Below are 13,091 nucleotides of genomic sequence, written 5' to 3'. Positions count from 1 at the left end.
GCTAGCCCTCGCGCCCCGCACGCGAGCGTCGGCGACGGTGGTCCAGCACGATCACGGCCAATCCTGCCGCCAGCAGCACCGCGGGAGCTTGCCATGCCGGCAGCACTCCGGCGCCCGTATCGGGGAGCTGTGTCGATGTCGGGCTCGGTGTCGGTGTAGGCGTCGGTGCGGGTGTGGGCGTCGGTGCTGTGAAAGTGTCGGTGATTGCTGCCGAAACGGTCACGTTCGCGACCGCGACGACGGATGCGGGGATCGTCGTGGTCGAGGTCAGCACGGCATCCGCGGTGTGGCCGTCCGCGGTCTGCGCGAGGGTGCACGTGGACCCAGCGGGCACGGCCGAGAGCGTGACCACGCGGGTCGTTCCGGCAGGAGCGCCGGCGGCGAGGGTTCCCGACCCCTCGACGACGGTTGTTCCGTCGTCGCAGCGCGCCGTCACCGAGATCGCGCTCTGGAGCCCTGCTGCCGATCCGGCGACCGTCACATCGGCGGCGAACCAGCCGGCAGCCATCGGTGTGATCGCCGCGCTGGCCCGGATCGGAATCGTGGCCTGCGCGGCAAGGATCAGCTTCTGGGCGCTCGTGCGTCCCGGGTTGCCACCGTCGTACAGGAAGACGTTTCCGGCCTCGACGGTCTGGGACGTCTCGAGCGTGATGCCCTCGTCAGCGACCGTCGAGGCGTACCGAGTCCAGAGCGAGCTTCCCTGCGCCACTGATGCGCCGTCCGGAACGGGGACTGTACCGGCAGGATCCGAGAACACATCCACCCCCCGAGCCTCGATCGTCGACGAACTCACTGACCCGCCCACCGCGAACGGCCCGACGACGTCTCCGGTCGTCGGTGCCGTCCCGGCGTCGGGGGTGATGGTCAAGGTGGGAAGCGGTGGCGCGGGGGGCGACCCCCCGGCCAGAGCCGTCTGGGTTGCCTGGACGATGTCGCGGATCGCCGCGTGCTGCGCCGGATAGCCGAACTGCGGCACGACGAATTGATCGGTGAAGTACCAGATCGCGCCCTGCACCGCCGCGACCTTCTCGGCGTCCGTCGACAACGCCGGCGCACCCGGCACCACGGGGTAGTAGTTGTTGAGGATGTAGGTGACGTAGTCGAGGTTCGGGACGTTGGCCGAGGTCCAGTCGCCGAGTTCGTAGTGCACGCCGATCTCGGTCTCCGTGGCCAGATCGATGCAGTAGGTCAGGATGTCGCCGGGACTGCTCGAACGCGGATCGTTCAGCACGATCTGCGCTGTCGAGAACGTCCCGCCGGTTCCGGTGATCGTCGTGGGATACGGCGTCTGCGGGTCGGTGATGGTGGTCTCTTGCGATCCGAACAGACCGCTCTGATGCCGCATCGCGACGACGGTTGCTTCGGTCGAGACCTGCGGCGGGTCTGTGACGCCCGGACCAGTGCCCGGTTCGGCGAGCGCGGGTGCGGCGGCTGTGCCGACGAGAACTGCGGCGATCAGGACGGCGGCGAGGGCAGCGGGGCGGCTCCGCGTCATCCGGCGTCGGGCTCGCTGTCGTAGTAGTCGACGGCGTCGTCGTCACGGAAGAGCATCGTGGGGCGGACGGTCGTGTACGCCATCGTCTTGTCCGAGTCCGGGTAGCCGATCACGTCCGGATCGGAGGTCGTGTCGAGGTCGACGTACCGCAGCGGCTCACCGCCGGTGGCCGTCATCCGGTGCGCACCCGCCGGCCCGGGCGGGAAGACGACGACCTCCCCGGGGCCGACGTCGAACTCGGCATCCGGGGTACGCACCCGACCGGTGCCCGACAGGATGACGTACGCCTCGGTGATCCCTGCGTGCCAGTGGTAGGGGTACGCCGACTGGCCCGGCGGGATCTCCATGAAGGAGACATGCAGCTGAGTGCCCTCTTTGGGAACAACGACGTGCTTGGCGAATGTGAACCGACCGCGGTCAGTGCGCCGCGCCTCGAAATCGTCCTGCCGCCCGTGCACCACCTGATCGAATGCCATGACCGCTCCTTCGCTCACCGCCACGGTACTCGCTCGTGGGCGGCACCGGAGGGTCTTCTGTCACCCTCGGCGCGCAGCCCGGGCGCGCGCACGATCCAGTAGCAGACTCGCCGGCAGCGTCGAGAGTCCGTGCACCAGCACCGACAGCGCGATCGCGACGAGCACGATGCGACGGATGTCGTCGGTGCCGGTCTCTTGCGCTGCCAGTGACGCGTAGAGCAGTGCCGACACCCCGACCGGCGCGAACCATGAGATGAACGCGGTCTCGGGCAGCGACTGAACGCGGCCTAGCAGGGGTCGTAGCATCCAGACGGCGGCAAGGCGCCGGCCCAGAAGTGCCAGCAGCAGGACCGGCACCAGCCACGGGCTCTGACCGAGCAGCCACGAGACCGGAATCAGCGTGCCGATGAGGGCAAAGACGGGGACGATGAGGAACTGCGAGATCCCTTCGACGTGTTCGGACAGTGAGGCGCGGATGGGCTCTGGGACGATGACGGCGAAAGCCACAGCGGCGACGAAGGCTCCGAGCACGGCATCCAGATCTGCCAGGCGCAGCACGGCGAATGTGACGATGACCAGGGACAGCGCGAAGGGCACTCGCGATGTCGGCTCCGCCTCTGCGTGCTCCGCCGTGTGGGTGTACAGCAGTCCCCCGACGGCGCCGATCGCGAGCCCCCCGACGATCGGGACGAGAACGTCGATGAGAAGCACTGTCGAGCCCCACTCCTGCCAGGCGAGGTCAGCAGGACGGGTCAGCAGGAGCACCGGGAGCATCAGCAGGAGGTAGCCCAGGCCGTCGTTCAGGCCGCTTTCGGCCGAGAGGTCCCAGCGCACGGACGTCGGGATCCGCCGCTCGGCTTCGGGCCCGGTCACGATCGGTGTGATGACCACCGGATCGGTCGGGGTGATCGCCGCACCGACGGCCGCGGCCACCAGCAGGGGGAGCCCGAGCAGAGCGACAGCCCCCGTTGCGATGACGAACATCAGGGGCATCCCGAGCGCGATGCTGAGCACGATCCAGCGCCGCCGTGACCGCCACGCGCGCCCCGGGAGTCGGAGCGCCACGCCGCAGAGTGTCACGACGAGCACGACCCGACTGATCTCGGCGGTCGCCGCCGCCGAGCCGTATCCGAGCACTGTCGGATCGACGACGGCGAGGATCTCGGGTCCGATGAGCAGCCCCAGGCAGAGGGCGACGAGCAGCCGCGGGATGCCGCGCCGCTCGGCCGACAGGGAGAACGCCGCAAGGGCGCACGCCAGGATACCGACGACGACGAGGGCGATGAGGACTCGGTCGGTCACGGCATCTCCCCCTTGCTGCGGCCCGAGCATCCTGCGTGGCGCCGCGCGAGGAAAGCCCTCGCGCGGCGCCATGCAGTCTGCGTTCTATTGCGTTGCGGGGTCGGCCCGCACGGCGCTGCCCCGGGGGACGAAGATGCCGAGCAGGATCATCGCCACAGTCAATCCGAGGTGCAGCCAGTTGTCGGCGGTGTTCAGCGGCACGAAGTTCCAGGCATCCGCCATGCCCGCCGTGAACAGACCGTAGATCCAGAGCACGGCATAGATGACGCCTCCCCAGATGAGGTACTGGCGGCTTGCGACCGCACTGGCTGCCACCGCGAGTCCCACGATTCCGAAGAGCAGATGAACGGCGTTGTGCAGCACGGAAACCTGGAAGACCCCGAGCAGCATCGCCTCCGAGTGGTGCCCGGCGAACATCATGGTGTCGAAGTTCTGCGTGAGGCCGGGGATGAAGCCGGCGATCCCGACGAGCAGGAAGACGACGCCGAAGACGAGGGCGACGATCTGGATGAGCGAGCCGCCGTATCGGCGAGTGGCGGCGGGCGCGGATGCGGACATAGCTCCTCCTTGGTCGTGGCCGCGGTGCGACCTGGAGTGATCGACCCTACGGAAGCGACGCCGGCAGCACGGGGGGCCTTGACATCTCAGGGAAACGTCAGGCACAGCTACTGCCCGAGGTGCGGGATCGCCACACTGTCAAGGCCCTCGGAAAGGACGGATGCGGCGCCTAGCGTCCACAGGGTGACGCGATCGTTCCCCCCTCCCGAGTCCCTCTGGCATCGGACGGCTCCTCCCATTCCGACCGACGACGAGGTCCCGGGCAGCACCGAAGTCCTGGTGGTGGGAGCAGGCCTCACCGGCCTGTCCGCCGCGACGATGCTCGCGGAGGCGGGCCTCGCGCCCGTCGTCATCGACGCCCACCGCGTGGGCGCCCTGACGACGGGCGCGACGACGGGCAAGCTCAGCATGCTGCAGGGGAGCACGCTCTCGCAGGTGCGCAGCCATGCGGGCGACGACGCCGTGCGTGCCTATGCAGAGGCGAACCGCGCCGGCATCGCTTGGCTGCGGTCGGCTCTCTCTGAGCATCCGCGAGCGATCGAGAGTCGCACTGCCTACACCTACGCGACAACCGATACCGGCCTGCACACCCTGGACAGCGAGGCGGAGGCCAGCAGGATCGCCGGCGTCGACGTCCGATCCGCCGTCGATGGTCGCGATGAGAGCGGACTGCCGTTCCCCGTACGCGGCGCCCTCTGGCTGGCCGATCAGGACCAACTGCATCCGATGGAGGTGCTCGCGGTGCTGGCGGCGCGCGTGCGCGATGCCGGGGGCCGCATCCTCGAAGGATGCCGACTCGTGACCGCGGACGTCGGGAGCGAGGCCGTGCGGGTCACGACCTCCGCAGGCCGGATGACGGCGCGTCGTGTCATCCTCGCCACCGGAACACCCGTGCTGGACCGGGGCCTGTTCTTCGCAACCCTCGAGCCGACGCGTGAGTTCGTCGGCGCGTACCGCGTGGACGGGAGGATGCCGGAGGGGATGTACCTCTCGGTCGACCCCACCTCGCGCTCGCTGCGCACAGCGCGAGACACCGACGGCGCCGAGGTCCTTCTCGTCGGCGGCAATTCCTACACCCCTGGCCGTGACCAGGACACCGCTGAGCGACTCGCAAAGCTGGATCGATGGGCGCGCGGCACCTTCGGCGTCTCCTCCCGCGTGACGTGGTGGGGCGCGCAGGACTACCGACCCGTCAGCCGGCTTCCGGTCGCGGGACCCGTGCCCGGCGGCCGCGGCCGGCTCTTCGCAGCATCCGGATACAACAAGTGGGGCATGAGCAACGCCGTCTCCGCCGCACTCGCGCTGACGGGGCAGCTCACCGGTGACGTTCCGGAGTGGGCACGAGAGCTCCGCGCGCACGCGCTGAGCCTGCCCGACATCGGCAGTTACGCGAGCGCCAACGCGGCTGTCGGCGGCTGGTACGTCAAGGGGTGGGGCGGAGCGCTCGCGGGCGAGCGACGGCGCGGCATCCGTCCCGTGGCCGAGGCGACGGTCGACGGGGTCACGTGCCGCGTATCCGGAGTGTGCACGCATCTCGGCGGGGTCGTTACGTGGAACGAGGCTGAGCGGTCGTGGGACTGCCCCTTGCACGGTTCGCGTTTCGCGCCCGACGGAACAGTCATTGAAGGTCCCGCGACGCGACCGCTCGCGCCTGTGCCCCCGGCATCCGACTCCCCCGAACCGCCGTCGCCCGCGGGTGACCCCACGACGAAGGAGACCGCATGACCGCTGCATCCGCTCCCCGCATCGGACTCAAGCTCGCCACGGAAGACCTCGGCCCCGCCGAGGTCGTCGAGCTGGCCGTGCTCGCCGAGGACGCGGGACTGGATTTCGTCGAGCTCAGCGATCACTTCCACCCGTGGCTGAGCACGCAGCACCACAGCCCCAACACGTGGGTGACACTCGGCGCGATCGCCGCGCGGACGACGCACCTCGGCCTCGTGACGGGGGTGACCTGTCCGTCCTTCCGCTACCACCCGGCGATCGTCGCGCACATGGCAGCGACGCTGCAGCTGATCTCGGACGGGCGCTTCACCCTCGGAGTCGGCTCCGGCGAGCGGCTCAACGAACACATCACCGGCGAACCGTTCCCCGCTGTCGACAAGCGGCACGAGGCGCTGCGCGAGGCCCTGCAGATCATCCGGATGCTGTGGAAGGGCGGCTACCAGTCGTTCGACGGGCGGTACCTGCAGCTCGAGGATGCTCGCGTCTTTGATCTGCCCGAGACCCTCCCCCCGATCTGCGTGGCAGCCAGCGGGGGCCAGTCCCTGGCTGTCGCGACCGACCTCGGTGACGGACTGTTCGCGGTCGAACCCGATGCCGATCTCGTCTCGGGCTTCCGCTCCGCAGGTGGCACCGGGCCGATCTACGGCGAGGTCTCGATGGCGTGGGGACCGGATGCGGATGCTGCCGCAGCTGCTGCAGCGAAGACCGCGACGTTCGGGCTGCTCGGGTGGAAGGTGATGGCGGAGCTTCCCAACCCGGTCAACTTCGACGCTGCTGTCGCGCACCTGGGCGAAGACGACATCCGCGCCCAGATGCCCGTCGGCCCTGACCTGGAGCCGCACGTCGAAGCAGCCCGCGCCTATCTCGATGCCGGGTTCGACAACCTCGTGCTCAACTGCACCGGCGGCGACGTCCGCGGCTTCATCCGCTTCGCCGCCGAGGACCTCATCCCCCGGCTGCGCTAGCCGCGGGATCCTGGGTCGGGGCGGTTCGGGCGTCGCGAACTCCTCAAGATCGGCCCGCATAGCCCGGTCCCATGCGCCCCACGCAACACCCTGCGCCGGTTTTGAGGAGTTAGCGGCGGGACGTCGGCGCGACGGCGGCTCCCCGGCCTCGTCCCGGATGTCGGCGGGGCGGGCGAAGATAGGGGGATGGCGGATGTGCTCGAGAGGTTCGGTCCTGCCACGCAGGACTGGTTCCGGGGCGCCTTCGCCGCACCGACTCCCGCCCAGGCGGGGGCGTGGGAGGCGATCTCCGCCGGTCGACACGCTCTCGTGGTCGCACCGACCGGATCCGGCAAGACGCTCTCGGCGTTCCTGTGGGCCATCGACCGCGTCTTCCGCGAAAAGGCCGAAGCACCGCAGGATGCCGCGGGTACCCGCATCCTGTACATCTCGCCCCTGAAGGCGCTCGGGGTCGACGTCGAACGCAACCTCCGCTCGCCGCTGGTCGGCATCGACCAGGCGGCGAGACGTCGTGGGCTCACCCTGCCTGCGGTGTCGGTCGGCGTCCGATCGGGCGACACGCCCTCCGCCGATCGGCGGAAGCTCGTTGCCTCACCGCCCGACATCCTGATCACGACGCCCGAGTCGCTGTACCTCATGCTCACGAGCCAGGCAGGTCGCACGCTCACGGGCGTCCACACGGTGATCGTCGACGAGGTCCATGCCGTGGCCGCGACCAAACGCGGCGCGCACCTGGCCGTCAGTCTCGAGCGGCTCGACGCCATGATCCGCGCCGAGAACCCGGATGCGGCATCCGTGCAGCGCATCGGGCTGTCGGCGACGGTGCGACCGATCGACGAGGTCGCGCGATTCCTCGGGGGTGCGGCTCCCGTCGAGATCGTGGCTCCGCCGGCCTCGAAGACGTTCGAGATGAGGGTCACCGTGCCGGTGGAGGACATGCTCAACCCCCCTCCCGCGGCACCCGCGGCCACCGGCGGCCCGGGGGTGAGATCGACGGATGCCACATCATCGGCATCCGCCCCCGAGAGCGGAGACTGGTTCGCTCCGCCCGGCGGAGCATCCGCGCGCCCTGAGAACACCGAGATGACCGGCTCGGTGTGGCCGCACGTCGAAGAAGCGATCGTCGATCGAGTGCTGGAGCACCGCTCCACCATCGTGTTCGCGAACTCGAGGCGGCTGGCCGAGCGCCTCACGGCACGCCTGAACGAGATCTACGCCGAACGCCTCGGCATCGATCTGCCCGAGCCGACCATCGCGGCGGCGATGCCGGCGCAGAGCGGACAGACTGCCGGGGCCGAGCCCGTCCTCGCAAAAGCGCACCACGGCTCCGTCTCCAAGGAGCAGCGGGCACTCGTGGAGGAGGAACTCAAGGCCGGCATCCTGCGGTGCGTCGTTGCGACCAGCAGCCTGGAGCTGGGCATCGACATGGGCGCGGTCGACCTCGTCATCCAGGTCGAGGCGCCGCCGAGCGCGGCTTCCGGCCTGCAACGCATCGGCCGCGCGGGTCACCAGGTCGGGGAGATCAGCCGGGCGTCGTTGTTCCCCAAGCACCGTTCCGACGTGCTGCACACGGCGATCGTGACCGAGCGGATGCTGGCGGGCCAGATCGAGGCGATCCAGGTGCCGCAGAATCCGCTCGACATCCTGGCCCAGCAGACCGTGGCAGCCGCGGCTCTGGCGCCGCTCCCTGTCGAAGAGTGGTACGAGACGGTCAAGCGCAGTGCGCCGTTTCGCGCGCTCCCCCGATCCGCGTTCGAAGCCACGCTCGACCTGCTCGCGGGGAGGTTCCCGTCGGACGAGTTCGCCGAGCTCCGTCCGCGGGTCGTGTGGGATCGGGATGCGGGGACGTTGACCGGCCGCCCCGGTGCGCAGCGAATCGCGGTGACCAGCGGCGGCACGATCCCCGATCGCGGGATGTTCGGGGTCTTCGTCGCAGGCGAAACCCAGAACGCGCGGGTCGGCGAGCTCGACGAAGAGATGGTGTACGAGTCGCGTGTGAACGACGTGTTCACGCTGGGTACGACGAGTTGGCGCATCGTGGAGATCACACACGACCGGGTCAACGTCGTGCCCGCGTTCGGTCAGCCCGGCCGCGTTCCGTTCTGGCACGGCGACGGCATCGGCCGGCCGGCAGAGCTCGGCGAGGCCCTCGGCGCCTTCACGCGCGAGATCGCCGCCGCGGCGCCGCCCGCCGCCGACGCCCGGCTGACGGATGCCGGGCTCGACCCCAACGCGAAGGCCAACCTGCTCTCCTACCTCGCCGACCAGCGCGAGGCGACGGGAACGCTCCCCACCGACCGGAGCCTGACGGTGGAGCGCGGCCGCGACGAGGTCGGCGACTGGCGCGTCATCCTGCATTCTCCGTACGGAATGCAAGTGCATGCACCCTGGGCCCTTGCCGTCAATGCCCGGATTCGGGAGCGTCTCGGCGTCGAGGGCTCCGCGGTGGCCAGCGACGACGGCATCATCGCTCGCGTTCCCGACACGACGAGCGAACCACCGGGCGCCGACCTGTTCGTCTTCGACGACGACGAGCTGGAGCCGCTCATCACCCAGGAGGTCGGAGGCTCCGCTCTGTTCGCGTCGCGGTTCCGGGAGTGCGCTGCCCGCGCGCTCCTGATGCCCCGCACCAACCCGAACCGGCGCAGCCCGCTCTGGCAGCAGCGCCAGCGATCGGCGCAACTGCTGGAGGTCGCCCGCCGCCATCCGACCTTCCCCGTCATCCTCGAGACGCTGCGCGAGGTGCTTCAGGATGTCTACGACGTGCCCGCCCTGCTGCGGATCATCCGGTCGATCGCCGACCGTCGCATCCGCCTGATCGAGGTCGAGACCGCGCAACCGTCGCCGTTCGCGCGCGACCTGCTGTTCGGGTATGTCGGGGCGTTCATGTACGAGGGCGACTCCCCGTTGGCAGAGCGTCGCGCCGCCGCTCTCGCTGTCGACCCGGCTTTGCTGTCGGAGCTGCTCGGCACCGTCGAGATGCGTGAACTCCTCGACCCGGAGGTCATCGCGCAGTTCGAGACCGAGGCGCAGCACCTCGCGCCGGATCGACGCGTTCGGGGGCTCGAGGGCGTCGCCGACCTGCTCCGGCTCCTGGGACCCCTGTCCGTCGCCGAGGTCGCTGAGCGACTGACCCCGACATCCGTCCCGCATGCAGAATCCTCACCGTCGGACACCGCCGGTACGCAGGGGGCGGACGCAGCCATCGCCACCGTCGCCGAGGCAGCCGCGCACCTCGACACTCTCGTTGCGAGTCGCCGCGCGATTCCGGTCACGATCGCGGGAATCGACAGGGTCGCCGCGATCGAAGACGCGGGCCGTCTCCGCGATGCCCTCGGACTGCCGCTCCCGGTCGGCATCCCGGTGGCCTTCCTCGAGCCCGTGGCCGACCCGCTCGGCGACCTGGTCGCCCGCTATGCCCGCACGCATGCTCCCTTCACGACGGATGCCGTCGCCGGCCGCCTCGGGATCGGCGCCGCTGTCGCCCGCCTGGCACTGCAACGGCTCGAAGCACAGGGCCGCCTCACAAGCGGGTATTTCCTACCCGCCTCGTCAGCGCTCGATGGCGGCGAGAACGAGTGGTGCGATTCCGAAGTGCTGCGCCGGTTGCGGATGCGGTCACTCGCCGCGATCCGCGGCAGCATCGAGCCGGTGCCGCAGGCGGCGTTGGCGAGGTTCCTGCCCGCCTGGCAGCACCTGACTCGCCCTCTCGAGGGTGTCGATGGGGTGCTCGCGGCGATCGAGCAGCTCGCGGGGGTACCCATCCCGGCGAGCGCGTGGGAGGCGCTCATCCTGCCGTCCAGAGTGCGCGACTACCGTCCGAGCCTGCTCGATGAGTTGACCGCGACGGGTGAGGTTGTCTGGTCCGGGCACGGCACGCTTCCTGGCCGCGACGGATGGATCGCGCTGCACCCCGCCGAGACGGTGTCGCTGAGCCTGCCCGCGAGATCAGCCGATGACATCCCGGCCGAATCGCTGGAGTCCCGCATCCTGGACGCGCTGGCCGGGGGCGGTGCGTACTTCGCGGCGCAGCTTCGTGCCCTGACCGAGGCTCCCAACGAGCAGTCGGTCATCGACGCGCTGTGGGTGCTGACCTGGGCGGGACGGGTCACGAACGACACCTTCGCGCCCGTCCGCGGACTTCTGTCGGGCGGGTCCCAGGCTCATCGCAGCGTGCGGCGCGCTCCCCGCGCTCGAATGTTCCGCGGATCGTCGCTTGCCGCGACGCGCGCCGTGATGTCGCCCACTCCCGGCGCCGCCCCTCGCACCAGCGCCGCCGCGGGTGGACGCTGGTCGCTTCTTCCCGAGCCCGAGCCCGATGTCACCGTGCGCGCAGCCGCCACCGCCGGCATCCTGCTCGACCGGTACGGTGTCGTGACTCGCGGCCCGGTCCAGAGCGAGGGAGTGCCCGGTGGCTTCGCGCAGGTGTATCGCACTCTCGCGGATGCCGAGCGTGCGGGCCACTGTCGACGGGGCTATCTGGTCGAAAAGCTCGGCGGCGCACAGTTCGCCGCATCCGCGACGGTCGACCGACTGCGCGAGTTCGCTGCCGTTCCCGACCCCGCGCCCCTCACAGCGATCACCCTCGCCGCCACGGACCCCGCGAACGCGTATGGCGCCGCCCTGCCGTGGCCGACCCTCGACGGTGTCGGACACCGCCCCGGCCGCAAGGCCGGCGCCCTCGTGACCCTCGTCGATGGCGAGCTCGTCCTCTACCTCGAACGCGGCGGCAAGTCAGCTCTCGTCTTCACCACCGACGAGCACGCGTTGGCGGCCGCGACCGCACACCTCGCGGCGACCGCGCGCACCCGACACCTCGATACGCTCACCGTCGAGCAGGTGGGCGGTGAACCGGTGTTCGGCACGGCTCTGGCACGGGCACTTCGGGAGGCGGGCTTCGTCGAGACGCCGCGGGGTCTCACTCTGCGCAAGGCATCGGGCCCACCTCGTGCCTGAGGGAGACACCGTCTTCCGCGTGGCACGGATGCTCAACGCCGCGCTGGCCGGCCACACGGTGACCCGTTTCGAGCTGCGGGTGCCGCAGCTAGCGACCGCCGATCTCACGGGCGACCCGGTGCACGCCGTGGTGCCGCGAGGAAAGCACCTCCTCGCCCGCATCGGGCCCTGGACCCTGCATTCGCACCTGAAGATGGAAGGGGAATGGCACCTCTACCGGCCGGGAGAACGGTGGAGGGTTGCGGGGTTTCGCGCGCGGGCGATCGTGGCCACGACACACGCCGAGGCCGTCGGGTTCGACCTCGCCGATATCTCGCTCATCCCCACCGCGCGCGAGAACGAGACGGTCGGATACCTCGGACCCGACCCCCTGAGCGAGGCGTGGGATCTCGACGAGGCATCCCGCCGCGTGGGCGCTGACCCGCGCGCGGTCCACGTCGCGGTGCTCGACCAGCGCAACGTCGCCGGCTTCGGCAACGTGTACGCGAACGAAATGCTGTTCGTCCGCGGCATCCGCCCCGACACACCGGCAAACGATGTCGACGCGCCAGCGCTGCTGGGTGTCGGCACGCGGATGATCCGAGCCAACCGCGACCGGGTCGAGCGCACCTTCACGGGCGACGATCGGCGCGGCCGGCGAACCTGGGTCTACGGACGCGAAGGGCAGCCCTGCCGCCGGTGCGGAACGCCTATCCGGGTGGGCGCGCTCGGGGCAGACCCCACGCGGGAGCGCAACGTCTTCTGGTGCCCGCGCTGCCAGAGATGAGGTCCGCAGGCACGGGGCAGCGGAGACCGTCAGTGGCCGATGTATCTGCCCGGCCGGTGGTTCATCGCCAGGACGAGGTTGAGCACGACCGCACCCACGGCACTGAGCACCACGTTCGGCCACGGGACCACCAGCAGTGCCGTGGCGACGATGATGACGTCGAAGATCATCTGCGTCCACCCCGCGCGCAGTCCCCACCGGTCCTGCACGATGAGGGCCACGATGTTGATGCCGCCGAGGCTCGCCCGGTGGCGGAACAGGATGAGCAGACCGACCCCGGCGAGCAGGTTGCCGCCGAGAGTGCCGTAGATCGGGTCGAGCGAATCGATCCGGAAGAGGGCGTGATGCACGACGGACCAGCCCGAGACCATCGCGATCGCGACAACCGTCCGGATCGTGAAGCTCCACCCCTTCTGCCACACCGCCAACCCCGCGAACGGGAGATTGATCAGCAGGAAAAGCAGCCAGAACGGCAGGCCGGATGCGTATTGGATGAGCAGGGACAGCCCCGCCGTCCCGCCGGTGACCGCTTCCGACGTTTGCAGCAGGTAGAGCCCCAGGGATGCCGTGAACGTGCCGGTCAGGATGCCCAGGAGGTCCTCGGCGGGCGAATGCGCGGTGGCGCGTTCATCGAAGACGAGCGTTCGACTCGCCTCCGCAGGGGGAGTGGGGGACGGATCCGGGGTCACCGGATCGGTGTCGCGCGCGGCACCGAGATCGTCGGCTGGCATGTATCCCATTCTGTGCCAATCCGATATCGCATCGGTTCCGAACAGTTGTCAAGCCGGGAGACGACCGACCCGACATCCGCCACCATGGCCGCTACGCAACCACTATCGGCAAACGGA

At 69.9% G+C, this 13,091-nt stretch carries 9 protein-coding genes; 4 read left to right on the top strand and 5 right to left on the bottom strand.

Annotated elements, in window-relative coordinates; all coding sequences use genetic code 11:
- Position 1 precedes the first annotated feature (1 nt).
- The 4 genes from AC3ENO_RS13990 to AC3ENO_RS13975 form a co-directional block, all read right to left on the bottom strand.
- A complete protein-coding gene (locus tag AC3ENO_RS13990; RefSeq protein WP_434971210.1) occupies positions 2 to 1,495 on the bottom strand; it encodes a thioester domain-containing protein in 1,494 nt (497 codons plus the stop codon).
- The gene (locus AC3ENO_RS13985) at positions 1,492 to 1,971 is read right to left on the bottom strand and encodes a cupin domain-containing protein (RefSeq protein ID WP_434971209.1); all 480 of its coding nucleotides are present in this window, start codon (positions 1,969 to 1,971) and stop codon (positions 1,492 to 1,494) included. Before AC3ENO_RS13985 ends, AC3ENO_RS13990 begins: the two co-directional genes overlap by 4 nt.
- Positions 1,972 to 2,031: 60 nt before the next feature.
- On the bottom strand, positions 2,032 to 3,273 hold the full coding sequence (locus AC3ENO_RS13980; protein WP_434971208.1) for a cation:proton antiporter domain-containing protein: 1,242 nt from the start codon (positions 3,271 to 3,273) through the stop codon (positions 2,032 to 2,034).
- Between the two features lie 84 nt (positions 3,274 to 3,357).
- Complete coding sequence (locus AC3ENO_RS13975; RefSeq protein ID WP_434971207.1) at positions 3,358 to 3,831, bottom strand: DUF4383 domain-containing protein; 474 nt, start codon at positions 3,829 to 3,831, stop codon at positions 3,358 to 3,360.
- Positions 3,832 to 4,014: 183 nt separating this feature from the next.
- Here AC3ENO_RS13975 and AC3ENO_RS13970 point away from each other — a divergent pair, with 183 nt between their 5' ends.
- From AC3ENO_RS13970 to AC3ENO_RS13955, 4 genes are all read left to right on the top strand, one after another.
- A complete protein-coding gene (locus AC3ENO_RS13970; RefSeq protein ID WP_434971206.1) occupies positions 4,015 to 5,556 on the top strand; it encodes an FAD-dependent oxidoreductase in 1,542 nt (513 codons plus the stop codon).
- Positions 5,553 to 6,521 carry a TIGR03557 family F420-dependent LLM class oxidoreductase gene (locus AC3ENO_RS13965; RefSeq protein ID WP_434971205.1) on the top strand — a complete coding sequence of 323 codons (969 nt, stop codon included), beginning with the start codon at positions 5,553 to 5,555 and terminating at the stop codon, positions 6,519 to 6,521. Before AC3ENO_RS13970 ends, AC3ENO_RS13965 begins: the two co-directional genes overlap by 4 nt.
- Positions 6,522 to 6,707: 186 nt before the next feature.
- On the top strand, positions 6,708 to 11,477 hold the full coding sequence (locus tag AC3ENO_RS13960; RefSeq protein WP_434971204.1) for an Lhr family ATP-dependent helicase: 4,770 nt from the start codon (positions 6,708 to 6,710) through the stop codon (positions 11,475 to 11,477).
- On the top strand, positions 11,470 to 12,243 hold the full coding sequence (locus AC3ENO_RS13955) for a DNA-formamidopyrimidine glycosylase family protein (protein WP_434971203.1): 774 nt from the start codon (positions 11,470 to 11,472) through the stop codon (positions 12,241 to 12,243). Before AC3ENO_RS13960 ends, AC3ENO_RS13955 begins: the two co-directional genes overlap by 8 nt.
- 29 nt (positions 12,244 to 12,272) lie before the next feature.
- On the opposite strand, the gene AC3ENO_RS13950 is transcribed toward AC3ENO_RS13955, so the two are convergent.
- Positions 12,273 to 12,974, bottom strand: coding sequence for a YitT family protein (locus AC3ENO_RS13950; protein WP_434971202.1), 702 nt, complete (start codon positions 12,972 to 12,974; stop codon positions 12,273 to 12,275).
- Positions 12,975 to 13,091 lie beyond the last annotated feature (117 nt).

Source organism: Microbacterium sp. bgisy207 (assembly GCF_057706855.1).
Note: the sequence above shows the minus strand (reverse complement) of the source record. Positions and strands in the feature narration are given on the sequence as shown.